Here is a 16156-nt window from a genome sequence, read left to right on the forward strand (position 1 = left end):
GCCCGGTATTGAAGATAACGGAACAATTTCAGGTCCTGCGCCTCAGTCTCAATGTCCTTAATCTGAAGTCCGCAGCGCATCTGCAGCGTCACTGTTTCATTGCGGATGGAAAAATGCAGATCGGTGGCGTGCTGTTTTAAAGCCATCCGCAGTAAAGCAAGTAATCGTTCTTCCATATTCTCTCGCCCCCTACACCTTCAATATTGCGCATTTTTGAAAAAAGCCCCCTCAATATTTAAAAAAAACTGAATTTCTATCATTTTTTACCAAAACTGGATAATAAAAAGAGCTGACGGCACAGTCCGGGTTAACCTTGCACCGTCAGCTTGTTTCAATTAGAGCCTTGAATTTTTGCCTAATCGAACAGATTTTTTCTTTTACCTGCAGTTTACTTTCGCCAATAAGCGCTGCCGTTGGCTGTTCTTTCCAGAAAACCGTATTCAATTAACACTCGGCGCAGATAGACGTGATCCGGCCAGATCCGTTTAAGCATTGTGTTGATTTGCTTTTCAGTATATTGAACTTCCGGTTTGAAATTCTCGGCAATTTGTGCCAATACCGCCAGCTTCCGTTTTGCTTTCGCCGGCATTTCCTTCAACGCACCCTGCGCGTCAAAATAAGTTTTCAGAATTGTCTCGCGTTCTTTTTCCGTTAATTCATATCGCTCGTCGCGCATTACTGCCGCCGCATGCGCATCGACCAGCTCCGTATCGTTTAACTGTTGGATAGAACGGCCGGTGTTTTCGTTAAGCAGATTCATCATCATGACGAACAACTGCGCCTGTTTCTGTTTTTCCCGCAGCTTAAACCGGTAATTGCGAATTGTTGATAACGTGACGCCCTTTTCCTTCGCAATCTCCTGATCGCTTTGTCCCGACGCAAACGCCTGCAGCATTTCCAGCTGCATCGCGCTGACGCCCAGCGGTTCCGGCCCCAACCGCAGCAACATCGTTAAGGACGACCCATGCGCGTTTTTAACGTGCAGCTTCATCTTCCGCTCGCCCAGCACCCAGCGCTCATCCTGGGCATAGATTTCCTGAAGATGATAACGCTGCCGGCAGAACAAACACTCGGCTTCCTCATCTACAATCCGATATCCCCGACGGATTTCTTCCGCGCTGGCGTCCCACAGCTCCTGTTTTTCCATTTCATCTCTCCCCATTCCATTTTATACAAACATTATAAAATAAAATCTACTTATTTCATAGATGTTTATTTGATTATCTACCATAATTTAATCTTATTCTAATTTCCAGCCAATTTATTATGGCCCAGTCCGATATATCTGTGGGTTCTATCCGCCAAGCTTCATCCAGCTTTGCTTTTTGTTCAAAAAAAAGCACCGGCCGCACAGCCTGATGCTTGTTCCACTTTATCCGCGGCGAGTCCGCAGAAAGGAATTATCGTTGAATTCTTTCTCCAGCGTCGTCGCCGGTCCATGACCGGGATACAGTCTTAACTGCGGATCCAGCGTTCGAATCATTTTCAACGTCTGGCGCATCTGCGAATCATTGCCTAAGGGCAGATCCGTCCGCCCCACACTGCCTTCAAAAACGACATCGCCGCAGAAACAGTCCTGACCGATCACAATCAGTACGCTGCCCGGCGTATGGCCCGGCGCTTCCAGAATTTGCAGCTGAATCGTGCCCAACTTCATCAGCCCTTCCGTTAACGGACGAGTCTGACTGCGGACATGAGCCGTCATTCCGGCCATTCCATTGAGGGTTTCATCTTCAAGCAAAACCTGATCCGCAGGATGTACATACACTGGACAATGAAACTGCCGGACCAGTTCGTCAACGGCGCCGATATGATCGAAATGTCCATGCGTCAGCACAATCGCCGCCGGCACGCGTCCCTGCAAATGATCCAGAATCCGCTGAGCTTTGCCCGTCGGATCCAGAATCAGCACTGTCCCCGAATCTTCAAGAATATAAGTGTTAGTCGCAAACGCGCCGGAGGGAATTGATTCAATTCTCATCTACTTTTCCTTCTTTCTCACATCTGATTGAAAACTTTCATTTTTTTAACCGATCGCTGAAAATTAAACGAAATAAAAAAAGCCAGGATCCGGCTTCTTTTATTTTTTCTCCTTGTGAGTCGTTTTCTTATTGCAGCGTGGGCAGTATTTCTTGATTTCCATCTTTTCAGGGTGTTTTCTCTTGTTTCTTGTCCCAATGTAATTTTCTTCGCCGCATTCAGAACATTTGAAAGTAATTGCGTCTCTCATGAATATTCCTCCTAATAATGCTAAACAAGTATAACATAGTTTTTTTTAAATTACTATATTTTTTGAAAAACCTGTTAATTCTTGTGATTTTCGTTTACTGTGCCGGATCGGACGATGCTTGCGGTTCAACAGGATCCTGCGCTGGCGGCAATGCCGGAGTATCCGTCGGGATTTCCGCGCCCGGATCCGTATCCGCTGGCAGATTGGCATTTTCCGCGACGTCATTCGGATTGTATATCGCTTTGGTCAGCTCGTTGGTGATCCGCAGACAGAGATTGCTTTGCGATCCGCCGCCGGTGATCCAGGCGTTCGGAATCATGCATGCCATCGCAAATTCCGGATTTTCCGCCGGCGCGTAAGCGACGACGCTGTTGTTGGTCGTATCATAGCGGGTCGTCGTCCCGTCTTCGCTGGTCACATTGATAAACGATTCCGCCGTGCCGGTTTTGGCGGACATGGTAACCGGCACATCCGTTAAGCCATAACAGATTCCCCCGTAAACGCAGGCGTTGAAGCCCTGCCGCACCCGCTCCAGCGCGGATGGATTTTCCAGTGTTGACAGCACGTTGACATAGTTCTCATAAACGACGTTCTGCGTGCCCGGATCAAACGCCCGGCGCACCAGGCGCGGCTGGATTTTCTTGCCCCCATTGGCAATCGTTGAAACATACTGCGCCAGTTCAATCGTCGTATAGTTATCCAGCTGACCGATCGCAAAGTCCAGCGTGTTGCCGGCGTTGGCCAGCTTGCCCGGCATATAGCCGACCGCTTCATTCGGCACGTCGATGCCCGTTAATACACCCAGACCAAACTGACTGTAATAGCTGCGCATCAGCAGATAGGTATTCGCGTCGATCTGCAGCGGATTGTTTTCAATATACGTGCCGCCGCCCAAACGAATCGCAACGTTGAACATGAACACGTTGGACGACTGCGCCAGTGCCTGCACGTCATCAACCCAGCCCAGCGTCTTCCAGGATTTCTTGATCGGCGTGTCCTTGATTTTAATATAGTTGTCCAAAATCTTCTCGCCCGGCTGAATTACGCCCTGATCCAGTCCCATATAGACCGTCGCCCCCTTGACGACCGAGCCAGGCGCATAAGCGTCGGTGTAGATGCTTGTCGGACTGGCGCTGATCGAGCCGTCAGCATTGCGGATCATGCATGACATCGCCAGGATATCGCCGGTATTCGGATCCTGCAGCACATACATGATCCGGTCCATAAACGGACGCCACGGATCATCTTTATATTCCGTCAGCACCTGGGTTAAAATCTCGTCCAGCTTCTGCTGCAGCCGCGCATCAATCGACAATTCCAGATCGTAGCCCTTGGATCCCTCATTGACCTCGCTCAGATAACCCGTGCCGTTTTCATCATAAGCCAGATCATAGACTGACCGCTTCCCGCTGAGCAGACCCTCATATTGCTTTTCCAGACCGGAACGTCCGACTTTCTCATTGCGGGAATAATCCAGCGCCAGATAGTAATCCAGATCCTCCGATGGCAGCCCCTGCTTGGAGGTCGTCACGGTGCCCAGTACTGATTTCAGCATCGTCCCGAACGGATACTCGCGGTCCCAGTCGAAGTCGACGTTAAAGCCCTGGTAATCTTCCATGTGTTCGATTAAAAATGCCGCTTCCTCCACAGTGACGTCGCTTTTGATAATCTTGGTCTGACCGCTGGAAGGCATATCCATCGCCTGCTTGACGACATATGCCTTGCGCAGATCGGTATCCAGCGTCTGTAAATCCTCCTCGGTAATCCGTGCCAGCTCCAGATAATAAATGTCGTTGTCATTCAGATCACCTTTATAATACGCCGCCATTTCTTCTTCGGTGATCCGTTCGGCGTCGATTTCCTTTTTATGCAGACTCAGATACAAATCTTTCAAATCCCGCGTGCCCAGCTGGGTTTCATCCACTTCATAATCCGTTGAAAAACGCCGCGCCAGCTCCCATTCTTTTTCATCTGAGATTCCCTGAGGCGGGAAATAGGTAATATTCAAACGTTGTTTATTACCGACCAGCACCTGGCCGTTGCGGTCCAGCATCTCACCGCGCGGGGTTGTCACCGTCTGATAACGGCGGGTATAGGTCGCCAGCTTCTGCGCGTAATCATCAGTCTTGAGCATCTGAATCGAATACAGCCGGACGACGATCGCCGCCATGCCCACGCATACCGCCAGCGCGACCAGCTGAAAACGCCGGGTGACAATCTTGCTTAAATCCAGCGCTTTGCGCAGGTGTTCGCTGCTGCCTTCCCAATGCAGTTTCTTATCATCTTTAGTTTTTCTTGGTCCAAGTAACGGTTTATTTGTCATGCACGATCTCCTCGTATGCCTTATTATACCTTATTTTTTTCTGATTGAAGCTAAAACTTGCAGCAACCGGATGAAAACCTGTTCACGCAAACCATGATAAGCTCAGCTTGCAAAGGATTCAGAAGTCGCAAACGGAAATTCAACTTACGCAGATCATCTTCTATGATTTAAAGTTTGCCGCTTCCCGCTTTTATCCCCCTTTTCAAGATACCCATCTCCGTTTTCAAGCTTGTTAATCCTTTATATTTCCTTTTTATCTGCCCTGCATGGCAAATACGCCGCATGCAGAAAATGGAGAAAGCCGCTTTGTCTTTGCGATTTTTTAAAGTTGATTTTCCGCCTTTTTTACCAGTGAAAAAGGGAAATGCTTTCATGTTGATTGTTTGTAAAACGAAGCTTTTGCACGTTTGACAAAATTCTGATATTTTGCTTTCAGCGTATAGATACCCGCCTGTTCCACGTGAGTTTGATCTCCTGCTTTGACCAGAATCCCGTCGTTGACCGACATTGCCAGTCCTCCATTCAGGTCTGCCTTTTTCCTTTTCTTTCTCCTGTCCGCCCGCTTTCAAATTTATGTTATAATGATTACTGAGGTGAATTTCATGAGAAAAAGAACGGAAACTCGTCCGATTCAGGTCGGAAACCTGCAAATCGGCGGTCAAAATCAAGTGATCATTCAGTCGATGACCAATACCAAGACAAAAAACGTCGCGGCGACCGTGGAACAAATCCGCCAGCTGACGGACGCCGGCTGCCAGATCGTCCGGATGGCGGTCTATGATCAGGAAGACGCGCGGGCGATCCGGGAAATCAAGGCTCAGGTCAGCGTCCCGCTGGTTGCCGATATCCATTTCGATTATAAATTGGCCCTGACCGCGATTGAATCCGGCGTCGATAAGATTCGCATCAATCCCGGCAATATCGGCGCCCGGGAAAACGTCGTCGCTGTCGTCGAGGCCTGCAAGCAGCATCACGTTCCGATCCGGATCGGCATCAACAGCGGATCCCTGGAAAAAGCGGTGCTGGAGAAATATGGCCGGCCGTGCGCGGAAGCGATGATCGAAAGCGCCCGCAAGCATGTTGAAATTCTTGAGGAACTGGACTTCCATGACATCTGTTTATCGTTTAAATCCAGCGACGTCATGCTGACGATCAAGGCGTACCGCCTGGCTTCCGAGGTCTTCCCCTATCCGCTGCACTTGGGCGTGACCGAAGCCGGAACCTTTACATCCAGCGCGATTAAATCCAGCGCGGCGCTGGGCGCGCTTCTGATGGACGGGCTGGGTGATACCATCCGCGTTTCCGTCAGTGCGGATCCGGTTGAGGAATTGCGCATCTGCAAGCAGCTGCTGCGCTGTTTCAATCTGATCGACAACGTCCCGAATCTAGTCAGCTGCCCGACCTGCGGCCGGATTCAGTACAATATGATTCCGATTGCCGAAGAAGTCGAACGCTTCCTGGCGACGATTGACGCCAACATCACGGTTGCGGTCATGGGCTGCGCGGTCAACGGACCGCAGGAAGCCAGCCGGGCCGACATCGGCATCGCCGGCGGCAAAGAGGAAGGCTTATTGTTCAAGAAAGGCCAGCTGATCCGCAAAATTCCACAGGATCAGATCGTGGAAGTCTTAAAAGAAGAAATTTTGAAAATGATTTAACATTCCGGCTGCCGCAGCTTGTTTCCTGCGGCAGTTTTTCGATCGAAGAAGACAATGGCCAACGTTTAAGGAGGAATGGATTATGACGGATCTATTATGTTTCGGCAGCTGCGTGCTGGATCTTTATGCGGATGGGCAAAAGCCTGCGGTCGGCGGGGATGCGGCGAATCAGGCGATCTTGTTATCCAAACTCGGCTTCTCCACGGCCTGCAGCGCCCGGCTGGGGCAGGATCAGGAAGCGGATCTGATCCTCGCTCAGCTTCAGGCGCATAACGTCAAGATTGACTGGCTGCGCCGGCATGCCGGCGAGATCACAACACATTCCCGGATTCAGCTGGACGCGCAGGGTGAACGGCGCTTCACCGTTACCGGCGAAGCGCACCGCCATTTCACGCTGGCTGATTTTCCGATGGAGGCGCTGCCTTCTCTTCGCGCCTTGTCGTTAGGCTCGCTGTTTACGCTGCATGAACTGGAAATTTCCGGCATGGAACTGATTTTTAGCCGCGCGCGGGATCTTGGCCTTCCGATTTACAGCGATACGACCCGCGACCGGCATCACAAAGGGTTGTCCGGCGTGGCGCATCTGCTTCCTTACATCGACGTTTTCATGCCCTCGCTTGAGGAAATCCGTCCGCTGTGCTCACGCTTCCAGCCGGATGAAATCGCAGAAGAATTACTCCGGTTCGGCATAAATACCGTGGTCCTGAAAATGGGGTCTAACGGCGCCAACGCCTATCAAGCAACGCAAGTCTGGCGCTGCTGCGGCTATCCCGCCAAGGTTGTCGACACAACCGGCGCGGGCGACAGCTTCTGCGCCGGCTTCATCGCCAGCTCGCTGAGAGGCCTTCCCATTCCTCATGCTTTGGAAAACGGCTGTTGGTGCGGGGCGCAGGCCGTCCAGACAAAAGGAGCGAACACCGCTGGGCTCGCTCCATTCCGCCTGCCCTGGCCGCTGCGTTAAACTGCCGATTCAGCCATAAAAAAGACAGAAATCCAAGCTGAAACAGGATATCTTTTCAGCTTGACCTTTCTGTCTTTTTAATTTAGGGTTTCCGTGCGAGATACAGATCAAGCGTATCATAGATCCGAATCTGGTCTCCGGTTTCCTGCAAACGTTGGGCCATTGTCTGTTCAAAAGCCCGGCGACGGGCTTCCGGCAGCGCCCGATGATCAGAATACGTATTCAGCAACCCCAGATACGCTTCGGTATTCAGCGTCCGCACGCGCTGGTACAAATGCGTTTGAACGGATGTGAAGCCCGCCTCGATAAGCCGGTCTTTCCATACCGCCAGATCCGTTTCATCAAATCCCTTCAAAGCCTGATCCGACGGACAAAATTGTTGATAAACCTCGCGGTTGATCCGGTTCGACGGATCTTCCAGCCGGTTTGGATAAGGATGATTCCAGAATAAGGCCAGGCAGCCCTGCGGTTTCAACAAGCGCAGCACTTTCTCTAATGCCTCTCTCTGCGGCAGCCAGTGAAAAGCCGTCGCGCAATAAATCCCATCCCAGCTGTTTTCGGCAAGCTCCAGTTCCATAAAATCTCCCTGAATCACCTGAAACCGTGATCTCTGCTTAAACTTATCGCGGACAAATCGAGCCAGATTCTCCCCCAGCTCCACCGCCGTCAGATCACAGCCGGTATCCAGGATTGGCTGGGTGGCCTGTCCTGTGCCGATTCCGATTTCCAAGATCCGGCTTTGCCCTCCGGCATGAAAGCTTTCGATCACATCCTGCATCAGCGCATCGGGATACCCCGGACGAAAGCGATCATAATTCTGTTCGTCTTCATTGAATTTCAAGCGCAGCTCCACGTTCTCCCCCTCCTTCAATCCTTCTTAATTTAAGTTTATCACAAAATCAATTTCAACGTCTTTCAAAGCGGAGATTTTTATCACTTCCCCTCGCGCCGCGCTGCGATCAAAGCTTTTTGTTAAGCGTCCTTTTCCGGCGTTGCCCAGAACGCATCCCAGTCAGTCGTAAACATGCGGGAAGTCGATAACTGCGTATTTACAGGAATCAGATAAACAAAATCGCTGATTTCACGTCCGCAGACTGCCGGACGTTCGAAACGGAAGGTATTCTTTGTCATATAATCGCGGTAGTCGTCTAAACCAAACGCCCCGCCGTTATAGTTCGCTTCCGGATTCGCCGTCAGCGGACGGCCTTCGATCAAGGCGGAGCGCAGCGCTTCCACGCCGATATAATTTCCCTGTTCGTCCATCAACATTAAATTGTAGGTCGGATCCAGGAAGATCCACTGATCCAGCTGTTCGCTGTACGCCTGCACGACGACATGACACTCCTGATCCCATTGACTTGCCGAAAGACACCAGACCGGCACCGCCTTCACCCCATAGCTGCGCAGGATCCCGCTTAACAGCACCGAAAGGTTGTTGCAATTCAAGCCGCCTCCCTCGTCGCCATAGACGCCGACGCTGTCAAACGCAATATCGCCGCGATATTGCGAATAAGAGCTGTGATCATATTCCTCGCAGACCCAGAACAATCCGGCTTTCATCAGCTCCACGTCAGTTTTTCCGCCCAAAACCTCATCCAGATGATGTTTGTCCAGCCACGATGCTGCCTGCGAATCTTTTCCCAGCTCAAATTGATAGGCCGGGACTTTGCCGTCAGGCGCATAGTCCTGATATTTTACCAACAGTTCCAGCCGCTCCCGGGTTGAAGCATTGAGGCTGAAATTCAACAGATCGTCGGCTTCGGGTTCATTCCATTTCAGCGTTACGTCCAGTGTCTGCCCATTGTTATTCAGACTTCCCTGATAGTCGTCCTCTCCCTGGGAGAGGGTCAGCGTAAACGGTTCATTTTCATAAATGAACAGGAGCTTTCCCGCCTCTTCCTCCAATCTTTGAAGCGGCGATTGCACGCCGATCTGGCCAAGCCACCCCCGACCGGTGTTGATCAGAACCAGCCGCCGGTCATGGTCGATGAAAAACCCGCTGCCTTCATAAAATCCAATCGGCAGGGATTCCAGGGATTCAGTCGCAGTTGTTTTTACCGCGCAGCCGCTCAGCAGGCAGAGTAAACCAAACATGATTTTGATTGTTTTTATCATTTCGATTTCCCCCATTCATTTTGATTTTAAACAATCTGTACTATTTATAATAATACAGTATCATTAAAAATTCAAAAAGACAAGAACGACTTGATCCGACTTTATCTGACAACCAGAATCCCCGCGGAAGTGACGCTCAATCAGGAAGGATTGGAAACAGTTGATCCCGGCTTCTAAAAAGGAAGATAACAAAAAAACGAACCATTCGCAAACAGCGAACAGTCCGTCATCTGAAGTGAAAGAATTCCAGATTTCTTTACTCAGCGCATCCTCGAATCATCCGCGCGAGTATGGTTCTTTTTTTCCAATTTTAACCGCTCAATCAGGAAAGATTACTTTGCAAGTGTTTTCCGCCATTCGTTTTCCATGGCCTGTGAAATATGATAGCTTTCATATTCCGGCATAAACCCTTCGTGCCAGATATGAAATTTCAAACCGTCAAACTGAGTGAAAATCTGCCGTGCTCTTTCCAAGCCGGAAGGGCAGTATTTGAAATTGACAACCGCGGTGGTCCAGCGCTTCCCGCTAAGGATGGTCGGTTCTTCGTCAACAAAACGACTATACAGTTGATTCTCTTTTATTTTCCATGTCATCAGATCATCCTGACCACAAAATAATGTCCAAACCCCGTCGCCGCCGGAAACGTTCGGAAAATATTTTTGCTTTATGAGTTCCAGAAAAAGTTCGCTGAACTTCGTAGAGGCGTCGATCGTGTAGGTAAGGGTATGATCGTCGACGTCATCTCCCATACAAACATGTTGACGGCTGATCGTTATATCCACTTTTTATTCCTCCCTGTTTGCTTTTATCCTGCGCTTTTATTCTACTATAATTTTCAAAGGACGGAAATAGTTTTTCCCCTGCCTGAATTTCAACGATAAAAGGCATAGCCCGCAAAAGGCCATGCCCTGCCATGGATTCAATTTTATCAGATTTCCCTCAAGCTATTTTTCCGCTTTCAGGCAATCCAGCTTCCGGGGATCGAAAGCGCCGCTTCGCAGCATTTCGATTTCCAGCCCATACGGCGCGTGATCGTCGACATACGGCGTCTCCAGAATTTTAACGACATCCCCCAGCCGCGGATCCGCAAATACCCGGTACAGCGAATCAAAACCGATTTCACCATGACCTAAATTGGCGTGGCGGTCCTTGCGTGCACCGCGGACGTTTTTGGAATCATTGAGATGGATGACCTTTAATAAGGACAGCCCGATCATGTCGTCCCATTGCTTTAACACTGTATCCAGCTCAGCCACCGGGTAGCCGGCATCATGGATATGACAGGTATCCAGACAGAACGCGATCCGCTCTTTCTTCATCACACCCTCGCGCATCGCCTTTAGCTGTTCAAAGTTCCAGCCCAGCTCGCTGCCCTTGCCCGCCATCGTTTCCAGACAGATCAGCACATCGTGATCATCCTGAGCGAGCGCCTGATTCAAACCTTCGATGATCTGCACCAGACCTTCTTCCGCCGGCGCCTTGACGCTGCTGCCGGGATGCAGAACAAGATACCGCGCGCCGATTGCCGCCGTCCGGGCCAGTTCCTGCTTCAGGAAGCGGACGCCCAATTCAAAGGTATCCGGATTCTGAACGTTGCCCAGATTGATGATATAGGGCGCGTGCACGATCACGTTTTCTAACGGAATCCCGTTTTCCTTTAACAAACTCTGTGCTTCTTCAATCCGCAGCTGTTCCACCGGCTTACGCAGAGTGTTCTGCGGCGGCCCGGTATAAATCATCAGGGCATTGGCTTTGTAAGACAACGCTTCTTTGACCGCGCCCGCAAAATAGTCCGGCGCTTTCATCGAAACATGACAGCCGATCTTATTCATCGCTTCCCTCCTGTCGTTTCTGGCGCTGCAGCGCCTTGTAGCGTTCCTTGCGCTGTGCCTGGATTTCGCTCTGGATCATCGCCCGGCGTTCCTTGCGCTGGATCTGCTTGACTAAAGCGGCCTTTTTCTTCTTATATCCTGGTTTGACCTTTTCCTTCTTCCGGTTCAGTGACCGTGCGATTTCCTTTTCGCGCTGCTGCCCCGGCGACATTCTGCGGCGATCGGCCTGCCGCTGCGCCTGCCACGCGCCGTTTTTAAACGAGCGGACTTCAAAATGCACGCCGCGTTCTTTCAAGGATCGAATTGCACGTTCATCCTGTTCCTGATATAACGCGAAGCACGTTCCCTCACGGCCTGCCCGGCCGGTCCGGCCCGCACGGTGGATATAAAAATCCAGTTCGTTCGGGAATCCCAGCGAAACAACATGCGTAATCCCGTCGATGTCAATTCCGCGCGCGGCGATATCCGTTGCCACGATGTAGCGGTGATCCGCCTGTTCCAGCTGCTTCATCGCCTGCCGGCGCTGACGCGGCTGCAGACCGCCGTGGATTTCGATCACCGGCACATCCGCCTCGCGCAAGGCGTTGGCGGTCGCAGCTGCTTCTTCGCGGGTATTCGCGAAGATCAGGCAGACATACGGCATAAAGCCCGGTAAAATCTGCAGCAGCGTTTCGGCATAGCTGCGATGCTTGCATGGAACCAGAATGTGCTCGATCTTCGGATCCATTTTCGTTTCCTGCTCGATTTTGATCGTCTGCGGCGTCTGCATATACTTCTTTAAGAACGGCTTGAGACCTTGGGGAATCGTCGCGCTGAACGCCATCATCTGTAAATGATTCCCCATTCGGGAAGCGATTGCGTCGATATCCTCCAGAAAGCCGAATTCCAGCGTCATGTCCGCTTCATCGACAATCAGGATCGAAGCGGTATCGACCCGCAATACTTCCTGATCTAAAAATAAATCCTTGATTCGGCCCGGCGTGCCGATGACCAAATGCGGCTGGGTCTTCACGGAATCCGCCATTTTTTCCCGGTCCAGCCCGCCGGTAATCAGCCGTACACGCAGCCTTGGATCCGCCTGCGTCATCGTTTTGGCCCGGTTGTAGATCTGCATGGCCAGCTCGCGGGTCGGCGCGGTAATGACGGCCTGAACCTGCGGCAGCTCAGGTTTGATTTTTTCCATCAGCGGAATCAGAAAAGCATGGGTCTTGCCGGTGCCGGTTTCAGAAATGCCGATGATGTCCCGGCCTTTTAACGCGACCGGGATGACGGCGGCCTGAATCGCTGTCGGTTCTTGAAAGCCTTCCAGCTCGATCAATTTCTGCGTGCTCTCACGCAGCGCGAAGTCGTTGAATTGTGTCATAAAATTCCTCCTTTACGGGGTGAAAACTTGTTTATTATCGAATCGGTTCCGATCGTTAAACTTCTCACTTTGCCCATCAATTATACAGATTTTAAGCTTTTTATGCAATTCTCACACCGCTTTTCCTGCATCTTTTTCCATGATCTCGCCCAGTCTTCCTGTTTTCAAGTCAATTTGTTTATTTTTTCAGAACAATCCGCCTGAAGGAGAGCATCTTACGGGTTTTTCGACGGACTCGCTGGATTTTATTTCACTTGCGCACAAATCGGCGTTCACGGTATAATGATTTCAGGAAAAAGGAGTGTTTCATTTATGGAAATCATCCCCGTCATTCCCCGCGGTTATTGCAAAGGGGTTACGCAGGCCATCGCGCTGGCCCGCAAAACAGCGCGGGAAAATCCGGGCGTGCCGATTACGATGCTCGGTATGATCGTGCATAACCGCTATGTCGTCGACGCCCTGCAGCTCGATCATATCCGCTGCGTGGAACAGGCAGGCAAAACCCGGCTGGAGCTGCTGGATGAAGTAAACGAAGGCATCGTGATCTTTACGGCCCATGGGATCAGCGAGGAAGTCGCCAAGAAAGCGCGGCAAAAAGGATTGATCTGCGTCGACGCTTCCTGTTCCGACGTCAAGGAAACCCAGCGCTTAGTCCGTCAGGCGATTGCCGAGGGTGCGGATGTGCTGTATATCGGCAAGCGCAATCATCCGGAGGCGGAGGCCGTGCTGGCGATCAGCCCGCGCGTGCATCCGGTGTATGATCTGGATTCGTTAGCCGCCCTCTCCCTTGACAATCCCAAAATTCTGGTCACCAACCAGACGACGATGAGCGTTCTGGAAATCGGCCGGCTGATGGATCAGATCCGCGCACGTTATCCGCATGCCCGCTTTGAAAGAGAGATCTGCAACGCTACCCGGATTCGTCAGGAAGCGATCCAGAAGCTAAAAAACGTCGACCTGTTGATCGTCGTCGGCGATCCGCAGTCCAACAATTCCAACAAACTGAAGGACATTGCGATTCAAAGCGGAATCCCGGAGGTGCTGCTGATCGAAACCGTGCGGCAGCTGAAGCCGCAGGACTACCTGGGCCGCGAGCGCATCGCCGTGACCAGCGGCGCTTCAACTCCGACCTACCTGACGCAGCAGGTAATCGGCTATCTCAACGAAGCTGCGCAAGGCAACACCCCGGAATATCCGGCCATTGAACTGGATCATCTGTTATAAAGACAACGCCGTTTTCACGGCGTTGCTTTTTCGTTTACGCGGGCAGTCAACCTTTCCGCGAATCACTGGATCGTGCGCTCACCTGCCTTTTCCAGCAAAATCTGACCGTCATAAAACGGCGCGGCAAAATCATATTCAAACGGAATCAAAATCGAACCATCCATCCCCAACACGCCATAGCGGCCGCTTTGATCCTGCGCAACGATTCGTCCATGATCCAAAGGATACGCCGCCCAGCGATCACGATCCGGATCGATTGGCAGCGGCGCCAAATATTGGCATGGAATAATTTCTTCTCCCGCGGCATTGACATACCCCCATAAGCCATCCCGCGCCACCGGAATCAGATCACCATTGATCGCCAGACCTTGATCATAGATTGCTCCGGTGATCAGCTCGCCTTTCTGGTTCACGACGCCGACGCGATCCAGCCATTCATATTCGGGCAGGCCCTCCGGCGTTTCAGAGTAGCCGCTGACAGCGTGATACAAGCCCAGCTCGCCGCTCATCCGCGACCCGTCGAAGGGATGAAAGATGCCCGGCCCATCATGGCCATACTGCACCAAGTATGCAGTGCCGGTGGCCACATCGCCATAGATCGCTTTCGCACTGATCCCATGTTCACCCCAACAGAGATGATAGGGCGTGTCAAGCAACAGTGAAAAATCATAAGCCTGAGCGTCGCAATGCAAGTCAAGACTGTCTAAAACAGGCGCCCGGCGGCCTGTGATTGGGACGATCACCTCTTCATGAGGGCCGGCTACTCCCCACAGGCCAGCTTTTTCCAGGATGAAGTATCCCTCAACAAGCTCCAATTCAGCCTCCGACTGAGGAAATTGCTGGATCAAAGGATAAATCGCATCAAAACTGATCTCAGTAAGCAGATCACGGTCCGGGTAAACGGGTTCCATGGCTTCAATCTCGTAGTCATTCAAGACTACAAGATCATTCTCATAGTTAAATTCAGGCTGATAAATAACGCGCAGTGCTGCCTGTTCAATCTCTTGCCGACCTCTTAGAATTACTAAGGAACCTGTCTTCAGGTGATCATCGCCCTCCACGACATAGTAAATATTATCTTCTAAATAGCGAGAACCCGCCGTGGTAGAATACAGAGCCACTTCAATTTCACCTTCCACCGCCGGGGTGGACGCCGGTGTTGCTTCCACGCAGGGTATCGTCTCCGGTTTGGACGTGGAGGAACTTTGTGGTTTAGTCTTTGTGCTGCAGCCAATCATTAAAAATAATCCCAAGATCAACAGACTGAATCGCCGCATCGTTTTTCTCCTTCCTTTTCTTCTATTATAAAGAAACGATCAGGATTATAAATAATTCGATTCACAATTTCATGGAAATGTAAGAAATGGCGTTGTCAGGGGATCGCCGGGGCCTTATTCCCTACCGTCTGCCAGGATAAACGACAGCAGGATGTCAAAACGTTAATTTGTTGACGGATCACACAAGTTTCCACAAATGTTACGGCTGGGAATTCCTCTGCCTCGTTCAGGAAAATTGAGCCTGAGTCCTCACGGATGGACGTGCGAACAACGATTCAATTCAGCTGGTTCGTGTTGAAAAATGAATTGGACAAAGGCTTCAGCGCTGATTCAACGAGGATAAGAAAAGGACTGGAATTGTTCTCCGGTCCCTTTTACTGTTCTGCTTTTTTATGTTTTTTCAAGGCTTCGATTTCCTGCGGCGTACAGTTTCGCCACGCTCCCGACTGCAGCGTTTCATCCAGCTTCAACGGGCCCATCGTCAGCCGTTTTAAATATACGACCTCGTTATCGCAGGCGTGCATCATCCGTTTCACCTGATGAAATTTACCTTCCTGAATTGTCAGCAGAATGATGTGCTTTGCCGTCTGCCGAAGCGTCGCCGGAAGGCAGACTTCCTCATCGCTGATCCGGATTCCCGTTTGGATGGCCGCTTCATACTGCGGATCCCAGGGTCTTTCCAAATGCACCTCATAAGTCTTATCGACATGCTTTTTCGGCGAAAGCAGATCATGCGCCAAAGCGCCGTCGTTGGTGATCAGAAGCAGACCTTCGGTATCAATATCCAGCCGCCCGACCGGAAATAAGTCGGAGCGGTTCGTTTTCAGACAATCCAGCACGGTTTCATAACGGCTGTCCTCCGTAGCGCTGATGACCCCCTGCGGTTTGTTCAGCATGATGTAAACTTCGGTTTCATAAGTGACGATCCGGCCGTCGACCTGGATCTGATCCTGCCGTTCGTCAATTTTCTGATCATCCTTTTTTACCCGCTGGCCATTGACCACAACCCGGCCCTTACGGACCAGCTCCTTAACCTCTTTGCGGGTGCCGAAGCCGGCATGCGCCAGGAATTTATCCAGCCGCATCATCGCACAAACCGCCTTGTCATCCGACGGACCATCTTTGCCACATTGTCAAGTGATGAATTCAAGAAAACGGCAGCCGCAAAGAAAA

At 51.1% G+C, this 16156-nt stretch carries 15 protein-coding genes; 3 read left to right on the plus strand and 12 right to left on the minus strand.

What is annotated here, in order from left to right; translation table 11 throughout:
* Positions 1–388 precede the first annotated feature (388 nt).
* The 5 genes from AC5OW4_RS10825 to AC5OW4_RS10845 all read right to left on the minus strand — a co-directional run bounded on the left by AC5OW4_RS10825 (position 389) and on the right by AC5OW4_RS10845 (position 5061).
* Positions 389–1147: a DUF2087 domain-containing protein gene (locus tag AC5OW4_RS10825; protein ID WP_072683420.1), complete on the minus strand. Its 759-nt coding sequence runs from the start codon at positions 1145–1147 to the stop codon at positions 389–391.
* Between the two features lie 225 nt (positions 1148–1372).
* Positions 1373–1981, minus strand: a complete 609-nt coding sequence (locus tag AC5OW4_RS10830; RefSeq protein WP_072683421.1) for an MBL fold metallo-hydrolase — start codon at positions 1979–1981, stop codon at positions 1373–1375.
* Positions 1982–2080: 99 nt separating this feature from the next.
* Complete coding sequence (rpmG, locus tag AC5OW4_RS10835) at positions 2081–2230, minus strand: 50S ribosomal protein L33 (protein WP_020223239.1); 150 nt, start codon at positions 2228–2230, stop codon at positions 2081–2083.
* A 94-nt stretch (positions 2231–2324) separates the two neighbouring features.
* A complete protein-coding gene (locus tag AC5OW4_RS10840) occupies positions 2325–4553 on the minus strand; it encodes a peptidoglycan D,D-transpeptidase FtsI family protein (RefSeq protein ID WP_072683422.1) in 2229 nt (742 codons plus the stop codon).
* A 370-nt stretch (positions 4554–4923) separates the two neighbouring features.
* Positions 4924–5061, minus strand: a complete 138-nt coding sequence (locus AC5OW4_RS10845) for a hypothetical protein (RefSeq protein ID WP_159432749.1) — start codon at positions 5059–5061, stop codon at positions 4924–4926.
* Positions 5062–5155: 94 nt separating this feature from the next.
* Here AC5OW4_RS10845 and ispG point away from each other — a divergent pair, with 94 nt between their 5' ends.
* Positions 5156–6211, plus strand: coding sequence for a flavodoxin-dependent (E)-4-hydroxy-3-methylbut-2-enyl-diphosphate synthase (gene ispG / locus AC5OW4_RS10850; RefSeq protein WP_295768471.1), 1056 nt, complete (start codon positions 5156–5158; stop codon positions 6209–6211).
* Positions 6212–6293: 82 nt separating this feature from the next.
* Complete coding sequence (locus AC5OW4_RS10855) at positions 6294–7172, plus strand: carbohydrate kinase family protein (protein WP_295768474.1); 879 nt, start codon at positions 6294–6296, stop codon at positions 7170–7172.
* Positions 7173–7254: 82 nt separating this feature from the next.
* Here AC5OW4_RS10855 and AC5OW4_RS10860 read toward each other — a convergent pair whose 3' ends face one another.
* From AC5OW4_RS10860 to AC5OW4_RS10880, 5 genes are all read right to left on the minus strand, one after another.
* Complete coding sequence (locus AC5OW4_RS10860) at positions 7255–8025, minus strand: class I SAM-dependent methyltransferase (protein ID WP_195397292.1); 771 nt, start codon at positions 8023–8025, stop codon at positions 7255–7257.
* 119 nt (positions 8026–8144) lie between these two features.
* Positions 8145–9287, minus strand: coding sequence for a transglutaminase domain-containing protein (locus AC5OW4_RS10865; RefSeq protein WP_295768478.1), 1143 nt, complete (start codon positions 9285–9287; stop codon positions 8145–8147).
* 332 nt (positions 9288–9619) lie between these two features.
* A complete protein-coding gene (locus AC5OW4_RS10870) occupies positions 9620–10069 on the minus strand; it encodes a hypothetical protein (protein WP_072683427.1) in 450 nt (149 codons plus the stop codon).
* Positions 10070–10231: 162 nt separating this feature from the next.
* A complete protein-coding gene (locus AC5OW4_RS10875) occupies positions 10232–11119 on the minus strand; it encodes a deoxyribonuclease IV (RefSeq protein ID WP_295768483.1) in 888 nt (295 codons plus the stop codon).
* Positions 11112–12482, minus strand: a complete 1371-nt coding sequence (locus tag AC5OW4_RS10880) for a DEAD/DEAH box helicase (RefSeq protein ID WP_295768486.1) — start codon at positions 12480–12482, stop codon at positions 11112–11114. Before AC5OW4_RS10880 ends, AC5OW4_RS10875 begins: the two co-directional genes overlap by 8 nt.
* Positions 12483–12794: 312 nt before the next feature.
* On the opposite strand from AC5OW4_RS10880, the gene ispH reads away from it, so the two are divergent.
* Positions 12795–13706 carry a 4-hydroxy-3-methylbut-2-enyl diphosphate reductase gene (gene ispH, locus AC5OW4_RS10885; RefSeq protein ID WP_072683430.1) on the plus strand — a complete coding sequence of 304 codons (912 nt, stop codon included), beginning with the start codon at positions 12795–12797 and terminating at the stop codon, positions 13704–13706.
* Positions 13707–13768: 62 nt separating this feature from the next.
* Here ispH and AC5OW4_RS10890 read toward each other — a convergent pair whose 3' ends face one another.
* On the minus strand, positions 13769–14983 hold the full coding sequence (locus AC5OW4_RS10890; protein WP_295768490.1) for a WG repeat-containing protein: 1215 nt from the start codon (positions 14981–14983) through the stop codon (positions 13769–13771).
* A gap of 374 nt (positions 14984–15357) precedes the next feature.
* Complete coding sequence (locus AC5OW4_RS10895; protein WP_493676958.1) at positions 15358–16071, minus strand: pseudouridine synthase; 714 nt, start codon at positions 16069–16071, stop codon at positions 15358–15360.
* Between the last annotated feature and the right edge of the window lie 85 nt (positions 16072–16156).

This window comes from Holdemania sp., assembly GCF_986127675.1.